Annotated in this window: 10 protein-coding genes; all 10 read right to left on the bottom strand. The window is 45.4% G+C overall.

Annotated features, from left to right (window positions below):
• Window positions 1-311 precede the first annotated feature (311 nt).
• A complete protein-coding gene (locus MKZ16_RS25370) occupies window positions 312-3,296 on the bottom strand; it encodes a glycoside hydrolase family 48 protein (RefSeq protein WP_081393423.1) in 2,985 nt (994 codons plus the stop codon).
• A gap of 32 nt (window positions 3,297-3,328) precedes the next feature.
• The gene (locus MKZ16_RS25375; RefSeq protein ID WP_076105452.1) at window positions 3,329-6,061 is read right to left on the bottom strand and encodes a glycoside hydrolase family 9 protein; all 2,733 of its coding nucleotides are present in this window, start codon (window positions 6,059-6,061) and stop codon (window positions 3,329-3,331) included.
• A 292-nt stretch (window positions 6,062-6,353) separates the two neighbouring features.
• Window positions 6,354-8,204 carry an oligopeptide ABC transporter substrate-binding protein gene (locus MKZ16_RS25380; RefSeq protein ID WP_036677608.1) on the bottom strand — a complete coding sequence of 617 codons (1,851 nt, stop codon included), beginning with the start codon at window positions 8,202-8,204 and terminating at the stop codon, window positions 6,354-6,356.
• Window positions 8,205-8,223: 19 nt separating this feature from the next.
• Entirely contained in the window at window positions 8,224-9,129 is a 906-nt protein-coding gene (locus MKZ16_RS25385; RefSeq protein ID WP_051490985.1) for an ABC transporter permease, read from the bottom strand.
• A gap of 27 nt (window positions 9,130-9,156) precedes the next feature.
• Window positions 9,157-10,119: an oligopeptide ABC transporter permease gene (opp4B, locus tag MKZ16_RS25390; protein ID WP_036677612.1), complete on the bottom strand. Its 963-nt coding sequence runs from the start codon at window positions 10,117-10,119 to the stop codon at window positions 9,157-9,159.
• Window positions 10,120-10,123: 4 nt separating this feature from the next.
• On the bottom strand, window positions 10,124-11,059 hold the full coding sequence (locus tag MKZ16_RS25395; RefSeq protein WP_036677615.1) for an ATP-binding cassette domain-containing protein: 936 nt from the start codon (window positions 11,057-11,059) through the stop codon (window positions 10,124-10,126).
• Complete coding sequence (locus MKZ16_RS25400) at window positions 11,046-12,062, bottom strand: ABC transporter ATP-binding protein (RefSeq protein ID WP_036677618.1); 1,017 nt, start codon at window positions 12,060-12,062, stop codon at window positions 11,046-11,048. Before MKZ16_RS25400 ends, MKZ16_RS25395 begins: the two co-directional genes overlap by 14 nt.
• A gap of 380 nt (window positions 12,063-12,442) precedes the next feature.
• Entirely contained in the window at window positions 12,443-13,747 is a 1,305-nt protein-coding gene (locus MKZ16_RS25405) for a replication-associated recombination protein A (RefSeq protein ID WP_076105451.1), read from the bottom strand.
• Between the two features lie 295 nt (window positions 13,748-14,042).
• The gene (locus tag MKZ16_RS25410) at window positions 14,043-14,324 is read right to left on the bottom strand and encodes a CD3324 family protein (RefSeq protein ID WP_036677625.1); all 282 of its coding nucleotides are present in this window, start codon (window positions 14,322-14,324) and stop codon (window positions 14,043-14,045) included.
• A gap of 391 nt (window positions 14,325-14,715) precedes the next feature.
• A complete protein-coding gene (locus MKZ16_RS25415) occupies window positions 14,716-16,899 on the bottom strand; it encodes a UvrD-helicase domain-containing protein (protein ID WP_076105450.1) in 2,184 nt (727 codons plus the stop codon).
• Window positions 16,900-17,679: the final 780 nt, after the last annotated feature.

A 17,679-nucleotide genomic window follows, 5' to 3' on the forward strand; every position in this document is an offset into this window, starting at 1 on the left:
CAATATCTAACTAACATACCAAAAGCACGAAATAGTTGTATTTAATACAGCTATTTCGTGCTTTTTTATTTCTTTTTGGGTTTTAGTTGTATATTGTACAGTTAAACTGAGCTTATACCTCAATAAATACCCATATACTGATAAATAGTTGTATGAAGTGCAACTAAATTACGTTGGCGCGGCTAGGGTGTATTTTAGTTGTAAAAAATACAATTAAAATGGATATGAAGCCACATTTAGTCGCAGTCGCTAACTAGCCAATTACTAAAAAAAGCCCCAGCCAAATGGCTAGGGCTTCCCTTATTTAGACTTTAAGGCTCAAGTCCCCATGCTAGATCACCATTCAAATACAACGGCACATGATTCCATTCCGTGTACGATGTTTTGGCAGGATCATAAGAGTAGTCTCCAACCTCGTTGTAATTGCTCCAATCCGTTTTGTTGACCCGGATCTGGATATCACCCGTGTTGGCTCCCGGTGCAAGACTGCCTGCACCTGCGCCGAAGGAGATTTCTAAATAATAATCCGCTCCAGTTTTGGCAGGGTCCACCTTCACGAATGTTCCCTGTATATTACTTCCACCGATGTTAGCATAGTCAACATTAAATTGTTGAGGTTTATCGCCATCAATCGTGTAATAATACCGCAGCTTTACATCGCTAAGCGCTACAGCCGTATCCCCATTGTTAACAATTTGCAGCTGCGGGCGGAACTGATTATCTCCCGGATTGGTATCACTTGTCCGGTATTTCACCAGCAAATCTCCTTGTACCGGAATCGGCACATCAATAGGCTTGGCGTGAACCTCAAGCGAATTTGGGCTCTCTCCAACCACGTTGGAAGCACTAACTACGTAGTAGTAATCCGTACCGTTAACCACTGAAGCGTCATTGTAAGTCGCCTGAGTGACAACAGCCACATCGCTGTAAGGGCCACCAGTTGTCGCAGCTCTTTTCACAGTGTAGCTAGTAGCTCCAGTTACGTTGTTCCAACTAAGATCTACAACTTTGTTACCAGCGACCACACTTGGTTTGGAAGGTGCTTTTGGAGCTACTGGCTCAGTAGGCACACTGCTGTTGATCAGTCGATCGTATTCAGCATAAGCAGTTGCCATATCTACTTGCGACCAGAAGCGATGATAGGTAAATTCAGGGGCTCCATTGTCCCAAGTTTTAGTCACTTTATTAAAAGAAGTATTGTATTTGTCCAGCAAATATTGCCACTTGGAGTCATTCACGATATTTGGACGGATATCGGTATAGCTTGCGTATACCCCGTTTCCGCCTTTAGCTGGATCGGAAGGCACTGTAGATGAACCAGGGATCGTATTTCCTTGGCCGAATGTACCTGTCCAACCGCTTGGAAAATAGACTTCTTTAGTGAAATAGCGAGAATAATCTCCACGGCTTTCGGTAGTTGCAATACCAATTCCATCGTTATAACCCCATGCCGTGTCTAACAAAGATTTAGCCAGTACCTGAGCCTCTCCTCCCAGAGTACTGTAGCTGCCATGTTCAGCTTTGGTGCCAGCCGCATAGAAGGTAAGTGCCTTAATATAGCTGCCCAGTACACCTGTATCTTGGCTTGGACTCTTAGTTACGGCTTTCAGGTTACTGTTTGCTGCAGAACCACTGAAGCCATTCCACGTATTAGGTTGTCCTGTCCATTCCACATTACCTGGAATCCAGAACTCTCCTGGTGCAGAGACTGTTGCCACTTGTGGGTTGTCTCCTCCAAGAATTCGATTACCTTGACTGTTCAGGTAGTAACCTTCAGCATCCGTAACTGGACGTTTGTTGGCAAAGGCATAATCTTTAGACCAATCTACCCAATTTTCTATAACTTGTTTTGCCATTTGAAAGTTTTCAGATGTAGTGTCTCCGTTAGAAGCAAGGATATAGTACAGCTCTGCTACCCGCTCCACACTCCATGCCTGCATCCCGAACCAGTTATTGGATGGAGGATCGTGGTAGACTGGAGCTTCGTCATATGCCATGCCATAAAAAGTACTGGTTCCGGCTGGATAAGCCTTGTAGGCGCCTTGATAACTATTGGTCGCTCCTCCGGCAATTGCCCCTTCAGAGGACTGCAGCCAAGTATAGAATTCCAATTGACGTTTCAGAGAATTTTCCCAATCCTGTCCAGCTGTAGCTGATGACGGGATCAGACCACCATCCGAATCAGAAAGTGCGTAGGCAGCCACGACATTCTGATACCCTTGGTGGGCATGGCTCGCCCCGATTCTCCAAGCCCAGTTTCCTGTAGCTCCAAGTCCACCGCCCCATGCGGTATACCAAGCCAGAAGATATTGATTGGAATCTTTGCCAGTCCCGGCATCAGGTGTGCCGTCAGTAGCTGCACTTCCTACTTTTTGGAAGTATTTATCATACATACCGTACCGCAGGAAATCGCCCATTTTCTTAGCTTTATTCAAATACACTGTATTGTTGTAGCCGAGCTCTTTAGCCCAGTACATTGCTTGTACTGCCCGTGCATCGGCATCTGTAGCATTCGTGTAACGCCATTGAGCGGAAGGCACGTTAGCTTCTTTTGTGAACAGGCTCATGAAGCCTTCGTTTGCTTTTCCGAACGTTTTGTCATCTTGAGACGGGTGAGGGACCGCCTCCCAAACGGACTCTTGTTCACCCCGTTGGAATGTATTCACATAAGCGGCTGTATGCGTAGGATTCAGCAAGTTGCCGAAGCCGTACCAGTTGTCCACGTCTACCAGCCAGTGCATCAAGTAGGTCTGGTTGTTGCCATACGTCGCCTTCAATTCAGCATCTAGCGGATCTTTACCTGCTGCATACTGGCCACCTAGCTGACTTGGATACTGATCCGGCTGAGCATGCTCCGCTGCATACGTAGCCGGGCTGTTCGGATTGTAATAACTCATGGTTGGCTGCTCTTCCTTGCCATCACCTTCGTTAATAGGGATGATATACTTCTCCATGTTGTCCCAAGCTGATTCCAGCTTAGTCCAGTCCCCTGTGTGATAACCATAGAGTACCTCAAGCCACATCCAATAACTGTAAGCTTCTGAGGTCGTCATATGTCCGTAATCAGGGGCTTCACTCATCAAGGTCTCTACCGCATGATAAGGTACTCCTTCAGCAGAGAAATAACCATTTGCGGGGTCTTTTAGCTGCGCATATAATTGCAGAAATCGCGTCTGCTCCGTAGTAGAAGCGTGAGCAGTCTGAGGTCTAAAATTAAATAGACCGGTCTTGAGTGAGAGAAACAGGACTGCGGCCATCATTACAGAAACAGGCTTCTTTATTAAGCTCAATTTCATCATCTTAGGCAAGCTCCCTCTCTTGGATATATTTATGGTTCTAAGCCCCATACAAGTGTTTCACCTTGATAAAGTGTAACTTTATTCCAATCGGCAAATGTCTGCTGAACCGCGCTGTAGGAATAATCATCCGTTTCATTGTAAGCCGTCCAGTCCGTCTTATTGGTGCGAGCCTGAATCTCGCCGCTATCTCCACCAGGCGCTACGCTTCCAGCCCCTGCACCAAAAGAAATCTCCAGATAATAATCCGCGCCCGTACTGGCGGGATTCAGCTTAACAAAACTGCCGCTTAAATTACCACTGCCCACTACAGCATAATCACAATGAAACTGTTGTGGTTTATCCCCATCCACAGTGAAATAATAACGCAGCTTCAAGCCGCTAAGTGCCACAGACTCGGTTCCTGTATTCATAATTCGGAACTGAGGGCGCAGCTGTCCATCACTGGCATTCGTATCATTCGTACGATATTGCACCTTCAAATTCCCCGTTGTGGGCTGTGTTGTTTCTTGGGGTTTGGCACTAACCTGTATAGATGGCAAGCTCTCCCCTACACTATTCGTGGCAGTGATCACATAATAATAAGTGGTTCCGTTCACCCGTCCACTATCCATGTAATCCGTTCCCATGACATTCTCAAGCACCGTATACGGGCCTCCACTCACTTCACTGCGTTTAACGGTATATTCACTAACCCCGCTAATGGCATTCCAAGTCAAATGGACAGTCCCATTACCTGCTACTGCCTGAACATTAGTCGGACGTGCAGGGACTTGAGGTTCTCCAGGTTGTCCACCACCCGCTGGAAGTTCTCCATACATGTGCACACCTGCATCAAACACCGGAATGTTCGCTGTTTTAACAGGAGTTGCTCCTTGAGCTGCCACACCTTGGAATGAAAAATCATTAGCATTATTCCAGAAGTTAGTGTTCAGCGGGGCTGCAATTCGGAATTGAATCTCCTTACGATGAGCAGATTGTCCACCCGGATAAATTAAAGTACCTGTAAAATCAACCTTAGTATAGTAGATATGGTTAGCTGCATCGTAAGGCTGAAGTGCAGACACCGTTCCACCCTGATTGTAGCCTCCCGCCGTAACCGTAATATCCTCAGGAGCATAACCAGCCGCTATCGCTTCACTAAGATCCACATAGTAGTTAAAAGACATCTCTTTACTGGCCCGTGCCGGCCAGCCCGTACGGTTATTCAGCAATGCTCGAATCTCTACGAAGTTGCTGCCACTAGCATTCACAGAGGCTTCGACAAACATCTCATCTTCACGTGTCTCTGCAGGTGGAAATTGTGCAAGCGGCTGTTGCCCTTGTCCATGCAGCAGCACCATTTTTGCAATAGCTCCTGTAAAAGCTGCATTGTAATCGGTTGCAACTTCATTCGAGACATAATCGTTAATGGAGTCGGTGTAGCTGTCTGTTTTGGACGGGCCTCCAACTAGCGCTCCGTACAAGACATGGCGATGATTTACCGGAACGGTCTGACTATCATTCCATGATCCATGTGAGGTTCGATGATGGGGATGCTGAGGAGAATTATTACCATAACCGATAACATAACTGCTGTTTCGTGGATTGTCGCCAAGCATATACGTAATTTGTCTCTCCGCGAAAGAACGCGCCGTATCTTTCTTCACCGGATCGCTCACCCAGTCCGAGTAAACGAAGGCCATAAAAGCCTGATTGGCTGCATAACGCAATGCGCCCCATTGATCCAGATGGGCTAGTCCGCCAGGTGTATAGGCAACACGGTCACTTGTTCCACCCACTCCAGTCGTCCAATACTGCATATTCCGTTCAGTGGATTGAATGAACTTGGTCTGCCCGGTGATTCGTGCCAACAGTAATTGAGCGCCATAATGCTTGTCGTCCCAAGACTGCGTCCACTGATAACCCCAGTTTCCAGCCTGATTCGTTCCCCATTGATCACTTGCTGCAATAGCCTTATTGAGATACTGCTGATCGTTAGTCGCCAAATACAACCAGACAGCCCCCCAGCTCAATTCATCCGCATAACCGCTCCAAGAATTATAATATTGTTTGGCATCGGTAATGCTGTCGGAATAGGAGCCGCGGTAAGTGTCAGCAAAATTGTAAAGCTGTTTAGCATGCAGCAGCAGCTTGTCCGCATATACGGCATCCGTATCCCTGAAAATAATGGATGCTGAAGCTAACGCTGCAGCTGTTTCTGCGGCAAGATCTGATCCGGGATGAGTGGCATCAATTTTGTAGGAAGGTCTCTGCATCTGCATGACTTCTGCGGGTCCCCACCAATTATGATCGGTTGTTCCGTTACCAACTTGTCCCCACAGCTCGTTAGGAGCGGTATGAGCTTTTACAAAATAATCGGTTGCCCAGCGAATATTGTCTAATATTTCCTCCAGCTGCCCAGACCCCTCATATCCTTGCTTGTACTCATAAACCGACCACGCCAGCATCGTCGTAGAATAAGCCATAGGCAGACCGAATTTAACGTGATCACCGGCATCATACCAACCACCAGTCAGATCATGTCCCACATCCGCCCCGTCCAAAAGACCGGAATCGCCCCGCCATTCCACCCGATTGTTATCTGACAATTCACCAGACCGCTGGGTTTCGTAGAAATAAATAGATTTTTGAAGAACCTCCGCATAGTTATAGTCTCCGGCCGCCGCCTCTGCTATCGCCGGTTGAAATGCAGCATTTGAACAAAATGTAAGCGCAAACAACAAACTGAACACCAGTCCTTGTTTCCTATACCTCTTGATCATTTCTACTGCCCCTCTCTTCAGTGAATGCCACAAGAAAGATTACACCTCAGTCCCGTAACACCTCCCTCACTTGAATCAGGTACCCGTCATTGCGATCATCCATTCACCTCTCTCTAAGAGCTATATTTAAGCGAAAGTTTCGCTCTCACCCAAAATATACCATATCTTTCATTAAAACACTATATTTTTACAGTAAATAATGCACAAAATATAGGAATTATTGTTAATTTAATGAAAAATAAAAAACAGCAGCTCAGGATCTCTCCTTGAACTGCTGTTCATTAATACCCTCTTACTGAGCTACCGCAGCTTTATCTGCAGAAACCGCAATGTCGTTATAATAGATTTCAACTCCATCACCAACAGCCCAATAATTCAGGACGCGGTTATTAACCGGCACTATTACAGCACGATAAAGTGTTGGGAATACTGGAATCTCATCAACCATAAATTGTTGCCACTCTTTATAGATTTCTTTACGTTTGTCTACATCAAATGCAGCCTCGGAGATCCCTTCGGCGAGCAAACGATCGTTCTCTGCACTCGAGTAACGCGGGAAGTTATAGATTGCATCTTTGCCATACAGACCTGATGGGTCAACGTCAATCCCTACACCCCAAGCGCCTTGGTACACATCAACAGTAGGATCATCCTCACCATTTTGACCTATGCGATCATAGAAGGTATTAAACTCTACCATTTCCAAAGTTACATTCAGACCAATCGCTTTCCAGGATTGTACATAATATTGAGCCAGCGGCTCAGCAATGTCTCCACCAGTCATCGAAATAAAATTAATCTTCAGCTCGCTGCCATCTGGATTCGTTCTAAATTCACCGTTTAGTTTGTAACCAGCGTCATCCAGGATCTTCTTAGCTGCTTCTGGATCATAAGCTACACCTGGATTGGAAGCATCATGGAATTCAGGATGGGAAGGTGGGATCAACGTAGTCGCATTCCAGCGAAGTCCATTATAAAACTTCTTACCGACAGTATCATTATCTACGGCAGCCCACATGGCTTTACGCAGATTTACATCCGCCATTTTAGCTTTAGGATCTGTTGCAACAACCTTTTTCTCTGCATCCCATTTACCAAGCTTAAAGCCTATATACGTATAAGCACGATCAACCGCACCCAGGAATTCAACGTTTGACATCTTTGCATTATCCGGGAATTGATCAATAGGGAAGGAATCCACCAAGTCAACTCCGCCAGATTTCAGTTCTTGTACAATCGTTGTTGGGTTGATAACCTTCAAAATTACTTTATCCAGTTTTGGGGCTCCGCGCCAGTAATCTTCATTCTTAACAAATACTACAGACTCACCAGGAACGATGCTCTCTACTTTAAAAGCTCCGAAGCCAATTGGCTTTTGGCGGACTTCAGGGGAAGAGGAGATTTTGGCAACATCCATGCCGCCAAAGATATGTTTGGCTAATGGATAAATCCATACGCTACCCGTTAACAAGGAAGGTGTAGATTGCTTATAAGTAATCTGCAGTTTCTTATCACCCAGCACTTTAATCCCGGATATGGTCTTGGCTTTACCGGAATGGTACTCATCCATGCCTTCAATATTAGTGAAGTCAGAACCATAACGAGGACCATCATAAGCAGGATTACCAATAACTTCATGGGCGAACAACCAGTCTTCAGCCGTTACTGGCTTACCATCCTGCCAGTTTACATTGTCGCGAATCGTAAAGGTAAAGGTCCGTCCATCTTCTGCAACTTCATAAGTAGCCGCACCATCATTAGTATATACATAGTCTTTATCCCAAGTTAACAAACCTTCATCAAACCAGTTCAGAACTTGAGCATCTGGATCTCCAGAATAGAAGTTCCAGTTCAAAGTACCTTCAAATGGACTATCGGAAACAAGTCCAAATGTAATTGTCCCTCCGTCAATAGCTTCACCTTGGTTAGTCTTAACGTTACTAAAATCTTTAATGTTATAAAGTCCGTCTTCTGCCTCAGGCGCGGCCGTTGCTTCTGCAGTTGCCGCAGGTGCGCTGGCGCTAGGAGCTGCTGTTGATTCAGCCGCTTCGTTGTTGTTCTTGGAGCCGCAAGCCGCAAGAGCGAACAACATTACAAACATTAATGAAACTAGTAAAGCTTTTGAACGAATGGCTTTTCTCATTTAATCATTTCCTCCCTTATTATCCTTTTCTTTGTCTTGCGTCGGTCGCACGTTTAAGCGCTTGACCCACATTATTTATACTCAACATCAATACCAGGATCAGCAATGATGCGGGTAACCAGATCCACCATCTGAACTCAAGGGTCTGCGGATTTCTCGCATAGCTTACTAGAGTACCCAGACTGGGTGTACTTTCTGGAAAACCAAAACCTAGAAAGGATAGGCCTGATTCCAATCCAATATTAGCTGCCAGATTCAAGGTCATCGTTACGATAATGATAGAGCTTAAGTTCGGCAGAACTTGCGTGAACATAATTTTTAGATTGGAGGAGCCTAGGGTCTTAGATGCCTGAACATAATCCAATTCCTTCTCTTGCAATGTCTTGGAACGAATTAGCCTGGCAATCCCCATCCAAAGAAATGCTGTCATGATAAAGGAGAAGGTCAATGTATTGTACTTAGGCACTGCGCTGACAAAAGCTATAACAATCATTAGAAAAGGTAGAATCATGAAGAAATCCACAATACGCATCGCGACATTATCTACCGTTCCCCCAAAGTAACCTGAGACTAAACCTACCAGAATACCGATAATTCCCGTAAAAAAAGTAACCATAAAGGCAATAGACATGGAATTTCGTGTTCCTATAATTAATTGACCGAATACATCCCGTCCTCCATAATCAGTCCCCAGCCAATGCACAGCCGAAGGCTTCTCATATAGGGCGAACAAGTCAACCGTGACAATTTCTTTCTGATCTAAAAATAAGGAGATCCCATATACAGCAGCAATAATCGTAAATAGGAAAATCAATGAGATCAGTGCCAGCTTATCCCGCACCATCTCCCGCCAAACAATTTTGAAGCCCGATGGACTTTTATCAGTTTCCTGCAGCAGAGCTATCTCTGCGCTCGTCTTTGCCATTTCATTCACCCCAAAGTGTTCATCTTCTTATTTAATCCGGATACGAGGATCTACGATACTTAAAATAATGTCTGATAACAACGCACCGACGATGGAAGCAACCCCATACAGAAGAACAAGAGCTGTTACCACGCTGAAATCCCGAATCGTTATCGAACTTAGAAACAGCAAACCCATTCCTGGATAGCTGAAGATCGTTTCAACGAACACCGTACCACCGATTAGCCCAGTGATCTCATATCCAAAAAATGCAGCGATCGGCAGCAAGGAGTTTCTCAAAATATGACGATTGTATACGCGTGACTCCGAAGCCCCTTTAGCTCTAGCAGTGAGAATGAAATCTTTTTGCTTCGTATCAATGATCTCATTTCTCAGATATTGTACGGTCCCAACCGTTGCAATTAGCGCCATAGATAGCGCAGGCAGAAGCAGATGGTAGAATTTACTCCAGAAGTGACTTAGTGTACCTGGAACTTCCCCGGGACTGACACTGCCGCTGGTAGGAAACCAATGAAAATGAAATCCGAAAACCCATACCATTAAGAGTGCAAAAATAAACAACGGTGCAGCAAATCCAATATAGGTATAGCCAGTTATCAAGCGATCCAGCCACGAATCGTTATAACGTCCGCTGGTAATACCAAGCGGGATAGCAATAAGGTATGTAAGAATCAGCGTAACAATGGCCAGCCAAAGGGTATTCATCAGGCGTTGACCGATTAGCTCTGAGACCGGCATTTTGAAACGGAAGGACTGGCCGAAATCCCCTTGTATCGCTTTAGTGATCCAATCCCAGTACTGGATGTACCATGGATCATTTAAACCGAGCTTTTCTCTCATCGCATCAATGGCCGCCGGGTCAATATTCGGATCAAGCATTCCTGAAAGTGCGTCACCTGGCATCGCCTTCGCCATAAGAAAAACAAGAATACTTAATAGAACTACTTGAGGGATCATTATAAGAATTCTACGAACGATAATCTTCCACATATTCTCAACCTTTCTCAGGCAAGGCTACCAGATGAGTCTCGGAAATTGATTTTAATGGATAAGCCATGCCTTCTTCATCAAAATAATTCCGGTGCGCTTGTTCATATTCCTTGCTTACTGATTTTCTAAACTCCGTCTGCTTTTCTCTCTGTTTCGGATCAATATCAGGAATGGCGGCAATGAGTCGTTTGGTATAAATATGCTGAGGATTGTCAAAAATATCTTTAGCAGTCCCTTGCTCCACATGTCGTCCTTTATACATAATCCCTATGTGATCGCACATATGCCTGATGATCCCGAGATCATGACTGATAAATAGAAAAGTAAGATTCAGCTCTTTTTGAATGTCCTGCATGAAGTTAAGCACTTGTGCCTGTACTGAGACATCTAGCGCAGATACCGGCTCGTCAGCAATAATAAGCTTTGGCTTGAGTGCAATTGCTCTGGCAATTCCGATCCGCTGCCGCTGGCCGCCAGAAAATTCATGCGGATATTTCAGGATGTTCTCAGGACTTAAGCCTACCTGTAAAAGCAATTCCTGCACCCGGCGTTTTTCTTCCCCTGGAGACATTTTTTCGAAATTACGCAACGGTTCTGCAATAATATCGAGTACACGCTTCTTAGGATTTAAGGAAGAGTACGGATCCTGAAAGATCATCTGAATGTCTTTGCGGACATTTCTTTGCTTACGTACACCCCTCAAGGCCAAATCTTGCCCTTCAAAAATCACGCTGCCGCTAGTAATAGAATTAAGACCTATAATCGCGCGACCCGTTGTCGTCTTCCCGGAACCAGATTCACCAACCAGACCATAGGTTTGCCCAGCTTCAATGGTAAAATTAACATTATCGACAGCCTTAACTACGCCAACTTCCCTTCGAAAAACACCGCCGTGGATCGGAAAATGTACTGCTAAATTTTTAACCTCAAGAAGTCCCATTGTGGATTGCCTCCTCGTTAGTATCAGGGAAATGGAAATTGTTATAACAGGTGCAGCGAACGAAATGTCCGGGTGCGACTTCATGCAGCTGTGGGTTCTCCTCATGCTCCGATTCAGGAATCCAAGGCGTCCGTGCCGAGAAACGGCAGCCCTTACGCGGAAGGTTTTGCAGTGGTGGAACAATCCCCTGAATCACATGCAATCTGGATTTCTCTTCTTTTGCTGTTGGAATGGAGTTTAATAAGGATCTCGTATACGGATGTTTCGGATTAGACGTCAACGTAAAAATATCTGCGATTTCGACGATTTGTCCGGCATACATCACCGCAACACGGTCAGCCATTTCGCTTACAACCCCTAAGTCATGAGTGATTAAGATAATGCCTGCTTCCATATCGTTTTTTAATTTTTTAATAAGTTCAAGGATTTGTAATTGGATAGTCACATCTAGTGCTGTAGTAGGTTCGTCGGCGATCAAAAGCTTGGGTCCATTGGCTATCGCAATGGCGATAACCACCCGCTGCCTCATGCCACCGGATAATTCGTGGGGGTACTGCTGATATGTATGCTCGGGACGGGAAATTCCAACCTTGGTCAAAAGATCAATGACCTTCTCTTTTCTCTGTTTCTTAGAAAGCTTGGAATCGTGTAGGATAAGTACTTCTTCAATCTGTGAGCCGATGATCATTAGCGGGTTTAAAGCGGATAAAGGATCTTGAAAAATCATAGACATTTCTTGGCCGCGCAGCTTGTTTAGTGCAGCAGGAGACATGGTAACGATGTCCTGGCCCTTGTATTTGATTTGTCCGTCAATTTTGGCTCTGGTGTGCAGCCCCATAATTGAAAAGGCGAGCGCACTTTTTCCTGAACCAGACTCTCCAACGATAGCCAGAATTTCATTTTTGCGAACAGACAGGGTAACATCATCAACCGCAGCATAATAGTCGTCTGCAATTCTGAACGATGTCGACAAATTTTTGATTTCTAGTAGTTCTTCGCCCATATTCATCACCCTAACGACAAGGATTTCAAAATTAACACAATGAAAATATTATGTAAATTTTGATATAAATAGTGTTGATTTTCATGAAACATTTTGAAATAACCAATGTGATGATAATTAACACCATTAAGAATACTACCAGTAGTTCAATCGGAAATAAAAATGAACATCTCGTAACTTTGTAGTTCATTTTAATTAACTTATGGTAAATTATCAATCTTTTCCTATAAAAAATTTTCAATCGATGTGATTAAAAGTAACGTAGGCAACAAAAAAACGGCTCTAGGCCGCCTTTTTTTGGGAATTATTTAGTTCGTCTGAAAGTTAAAATCTTTTGCTTTCCAGCATGAAATTGGAAGGTATTACAGTCGCTAGCTGGGTTACTGCTCCCGCCGAAGCTTTTGATTATGACGAATCTTAATCTCGTTGCCTTGCTCAGTTGCTTGATAAAAAACACGCTGAGAAATCTCCTTAGGCAAATACTCCTGCTTTACATAATGCCCCGGAAAATTGTGCGGATATTGATATCCTTCATGCCCTAACGCAGTTGCGCCTTTATAGTGCGTATCACGCAGATGCAGCGGTACCTCCGCTGATTTGATCTCATCCATACTTGCCATTGCATTGGAAATAGCCATAACCACAGCATTAGACTTCGGACTCTCCACGGCAAAAAGAATAGCTTGGGCAATGTTCAGCTTCGCCTCTGGCCAACCATTGTTTCGATAAGCATCCAGCGCACTCACCGCTTGAACCATAGCTTGGGGATTAGCCAGGCCGATATCCTCACTGCTGGCTGCAATCAGGCGCCGAATAAAAGTCATAGGGTCCATTCCAAGCTTTTCTACCGCATACAGAAACCAAAACAACGCGGCGTCGCTGGAACCGCGGATACTTTTATGAAAAGCGGATAGCACATCATACTGCGTAGATTCATCAGCCTTCACAATGGGGCGCCGAATGGATTCCTCCGCCACCTCCAGCGTAATATGAACACTTCCATCAACTTGCGGCGCGGTAGTCAGGGCTGCCAGCTCCAGCGCATTTAGTGCCCGGCGAATGTCTCCATTAGCCATAGTTGCAATATGCAACAAAGCCTCTTCATCGACCTGAAGCTCCATAAATCCAAGACCTTTATCTTTGTCCGCCAAGGCTCTGCGCATCGCGATCAGACTGTGTTCACTCGTTAATGCCTCCAGCTGAAATAAGGTGGAGCGGCTCATAAGCGCCCCATTAACATAATGGAACGGGTTCTCTGTAGTCGCTCCAATGAAGGTGATGGTCCCTTTTTCTACCGCTGGCAAAAGCGCATCCTGGCGTGAGCTATTAAATCGATGCACCTCGTCCAGGAACAGGATCGTCTTTGTGCCGTACAATGTTTGATTGTTCTGAGCTCGCTCAATAACCTCCCGTACATCCTTCACGGTAGCTTCCACCGCATTCAGACGTACGAATTCCCCTTGTGTGTGATGAGAAATAATATGCGCGAGTGTCGTCTTACCGCATCCCGGGGGACCATAGAGCAAAATCGAAGAGACTTGATCCGCCCCAATCGCTCTTCGCAGCAGCTTCCCCCGACCTATGATATGCTCTTGACCAATATATTCATCAAGATTCTCCGGTCTCATCCGGTCCGCAAGCAGCCGTCCGCCCCCGGTGTCCTCTCCGAAAGAAAATAAATCCATAACTCCACTTCCTTGCTATATTCTTGTAAAAGCTCAATATAAATCCCTCTCTATCATACCATATCACAGGGAAGGATTAGGATGTCCTGCCGGTTCAAGGTAACAGTATCAGCATAGACTTATTTTACGCCAAAATAAAAAGAGCATGATCTCGTCTTAGAAAGGCGGGAGCCATGCTCTTTTTTCAAAATATAAGAAAGTATAGGTTTCACGCTATACTTTATCCTTATGATTTCTCGCATAACGCTTACCGTCCTTATAGGGACGCCAAAGGCGTTTATGCTTGAATTGCAAGCTAGCAATTTACTGCCAGCCGCATTTTTGATATGATTTTACGAATGCTTTCTTCCGATAGATGGTACTTCTTCTGAAGTTCCGCTACGGAATCACCGCTTCGATGACAACTGAAAATTTCCTTGTTCCGGTTCGCTATTTCTTTCCTCGAACCGCTGTTCTCGCCCCATCGAACCCGCTCTTCCGTCCTCTTTGGGATGTAGAGCAGTTCACCTTGGATGTATCCCTGAAGCTCTTCGAGCAAGCCAGGGGGGAGCACATCCTTCCCATTTACATAACTCAACTTGCATTTCCTCCTTCAACAGGTGTGTCCCTATGCGTCGGTCAACTAAGTTTTTAGTTATAATCACGTCACCTGCCTCCTTTCTTCTCCTCATATTTGGAAAAATCCGTAATTTCATTATATAAAAACCTTTTGGTAGCGTCTACATTCGATTTCATAAATTTCGTTCTTATGGATAAGTGTGGTACTTCTTATGTTAGTAATAAGGAGGCCATAAGGCCTCCTCGCTTTAAGCAGGTTTCCGTCTTAAACGGAAACCACCTCGTATACTGAAATCATTTCAATCAGCCTCCTTCCAGAAGTGTTCTTGCCCGGCCGGACACTTATTATTAAGCCATACCTATGGGGGAGTTACAAGACCAAGAACAGTTATAACCATTCTCCACCAGTCTTACTCCCCCTCAGAATCGCTTCCAGCCGCCGTTTGCACATAGGAAGGAACTTCCCCATTATGGAGCAGCCACAGCTCATGGAGAGCACGTGTACAGCCGACATACATCAGCTTCGCGTCCCAAGCCGTCGCTCCGTAATGGTCTTGATCGGCATCTGCTAAGATCACTGCATCGAACTCCAAACCTTTTGATAAATAGACAGGCAGCACCGATAGCCCACCCTGATATTGCGTCATACTGCCATCAATCAGATGAATATCTTCAAAATGCTGTGACAGCTCCGCATATAGTTCTGCAGCCTCATGAAGATTTCTTGTTAGGACAGCCACCGTACGGTATTCCCTTCCTGACAGAGACTTCAGTGCAGAGGTTATTGTCCGCAAGCGAGCTTGCTCATCAGCCACCAGTTCCCCGTTATCCTCACCGTAGGCGATCATACGCACGGGATCTCCACTACGAAACACAGGAACAGCCAGCAATGAGCTCTCCACACCTGAAGATAGAATTCCATTAGCGAAGTCTATAATTTCCATAGTAGAACGATAGCTGCGTGTCAGCGCGTGATAAGCCGTGTTCTCAGGGGCAAACAACGTCTGCATCTCTTCCCACGCGTGTACGCCTTTATAGGCATGTATACCCTGCGAGAGGTCACCCAGGATCGTAAAGGAATGGCCTCGCACATATAAATCCAGAACGGCAATTTGGAAAGGTGAAAAATCCTGAGCCTCATCGATTACTACATGGTCAAAGCGAGTAACGCCCTCATCACCGTTCAAAAGATAATGGATATACAGCAGCGGAGGTAAATCCTCTTCACGTATGATGCCTTTTTTCAGCTCTTTTGCCGTTTCCTTCAGTACAGCTGCCGGAATTTCCTCAGGCGGTTCAATCGGCCAATCCTCAGGAAGTTTAGCTGCTCGGAAAATTTGCTTATAGATCGTTAATGGATCATATTTAGGCCATTTGGCACTATAAGCCTTCTCTCGCTGCGCGCCTTTTTTCTTGCGATCCTTCATAGCAGCAGCTGAAGGGCTCTTCTTCAGTTCCATCTCAATCCAGCGATGAATCCGCGCCATTACCCGTTCCTTGCGCTTAGCTGGAGGATAGGGAGCATACTCCTCATTATGCCAGCGCAAAATCATAGAACGGCGTAGCACCGCACCCTCCCACGGGCTAAAATCACCCTCAGGTACAGAGCTGCTTTCCAATAGCTTGATGCTGGACTCTATGATTCCCATCAGCACCGTGGAACCCTTGAAGCGCCCTGGTGTCTCTTCTGTAATTACCGGCATGCCGCCAGGGGTTTCGAACCAGCGGTTCATCGTCTCCGTCGCATCCTGTTCCGGCAATTCCAGTCCTAGTACATTAGCTGCCCAATCCGGAAATGTACTTTGAGCAATATTACCTACCCCGAGCTCAGGCAATACATCCGAGATGTAATCTAAAAACATCCGGTTTGGTGCAAAAATGATCATTTTTTCCGCAGAAACCTGATCCTTGTATTGATACAGCAGAAAAGCAAGCCTGTGCAGTGCAACGGTTGTTTTACCGCTTCCTGCCACGCCCTGAATGATCAGCGCTGTATTCTTGGCAGCACGGATAATCTTGTCCTGCTCCTCTTGTATGGTCGATACGATATCCCGTAGGCGATTATCCTTATTCTCCCCAAGTCGATAGACGAGAAACTCATCTGATACTATCGGTGCATCGCTTTCCCGATTGTACGTATCCGCGACCCGCTCCAGAATTTGCTTCCGAATCACGACGTTGCGTTTGAGGTATACCAGCCCCTCTATCAATCCCTCAGGAGCTTCATAGGAGGCTGGCTCGGTACCGCCGGTAAACGAATAGAACAGGCTTGCTACCGGTGCGCGCCAGTCGATGACTAGCGGACGGTCGCTTACCTGCTCACGGTCTACGCCGATTTTGCCTATATAGAGTGCCTTCCGTTCATTCTCATCATTGCCTTGAAAATCAAGCCGTCCGAAATAAGGCTCCTGCCTAAGCTTGGCAAGATCTTTGCGCTTCTGATCACGGTTCGCTTCCAGCACCTGTTCCGTATAGTCATGTCCCGTGTACACTGGTGTCTGCTGGAGCTTCTCCAGCAAAGTGTCAATTTCAGTAAGCGCTTGATTCAGCCTGTCTTCTTCCTCTTGATAGGCACTTTGAAAGTTGTCTTCCAATTTCAGTTACCTCCTAAAAGTTTATCGAGCTTAAATTTTCATGCTCCTACGCCCATTTCTCACGCAAAAGGATACCCATTGTAGCACAATCAGCGCTTAAATACCAAATCTTTCAAATGATTTGACTAAACTTATAAGTTCTCCAACCTAAAACCCTTTGGTGCTCCTTAGCTCGCACAAGCGTCGAATATTTAGGACACACCAAAGGTGTTTTTGCCTTTGGTTTCGGCGCTTACATACATTTAGCTCGGATCAAAGGCATTTTTGCCTTTGGTTTCGGCGTACACGCACATTTAGCTCCAATCAACGGTGTTTATACCTTTGATTTCAGCGTTCGCTCACGTTCGGCTCCAATCAACGGTGTTTATACCTTTGATTTCGGCGTACACGCACATTTAGCTCGAATCAGCGGTATTTATACCTTTGATTTCGTCGTCTACGCGCTTTTAGCTCCAATCAACGGTATTTATACCTTTGATTTCGGCGTCTATGCGCTTTTAGCTCCAATCTACGGTATTTATACCTTTGATTTCGGCGTACACGCGCATTTAGCTCCAATCAACGGTATTTATACCTTTGATTTCGTCGTCTACGCGTATTCGGCTCGAATCTACGGTATTTATACCTTTGATTTCGACTTCTACGCGCATTTAGCTCCAATCTACGGTATTTATACCTTTGATTTCGTCGTCTACGCGCATTGAGCTCCAATCTACGGTATTTATACCTTTGATTTCGTCGTCTACGCGCATTTAGCTCCAATCAACGGTATCTATACCT

Origin of the sequence: Paenibacillus sp. FSL R5-0928 (assembly GCF_037970385.1) — a bacterium.
Classification (GTDB): domain Bacteria; phylum Bacillota; class Bacilli; order Paenibacillales; family Paenibacillaceae; genus Paenibacillus_AQ; species Paenibacillus_AQ odorifer.

Bases quoted from the DNA above. Each gene is read 5' to 3' on its own strand.
- MKZ16_RS25370 (WP_081393423.1), bottom strand. From the start codon at position 3,296: ATGAAATTGAGCTTAATAAAGAAGCCTGTTTCTGTAATGATGGCCGCA.
- MKZ16_RS25375 (WP_076105452.1), bottom strand. From the start codon at position 6,061: ATGATCAAGAGGTATAGGAAACAAGGACTGGTGTTCAGTTTGTTGTTT.
- MKZ16_RS25380 (WP_036677608.1), bottom strand. From the start codon at position 8,204: ATGAGAAAAGCCATTCGTTCAAAAGCTTTACTAGTTTCATTAATGTTT.
- MKZ16_RS25385 (WP_051490985.1), bottom strand. From the start codon at position 9,129: ATGGCAAAGACGAGCGCAGAGATAGCTCTGCTGCAGGAAACTGATAAA.
- opp4B (WP_036677612.1), bottom strand. From the start codon at position 10,119: ATGTGGAAGATTATCGTTCGTAGAATTCTTATAATGATCCCTCAAGTA.
- MKZ16_RS25395 (WP_036677615.1), bottom strand. From the start codon at position 11,059: ATGGGACTTCTTGAGGTTAAAAATTTAGCAGTACATTTTCCGATCCAC.
- MKZ16_RS25400 (WP_036677618.1), bottom strand. From the start codon at position 12,062: ATGGGCGAAGAACTACTAGAAATCAAAAATTTGTCGACATCGTTCAGA.
- MKZ16_RS25405 (WP_076105451.1), bottom strand. From the start codon at position 13,747: ATGGATTTATTTTCTTTCGGAGAGGACACCGGGGGCGGACGGCTGCTT.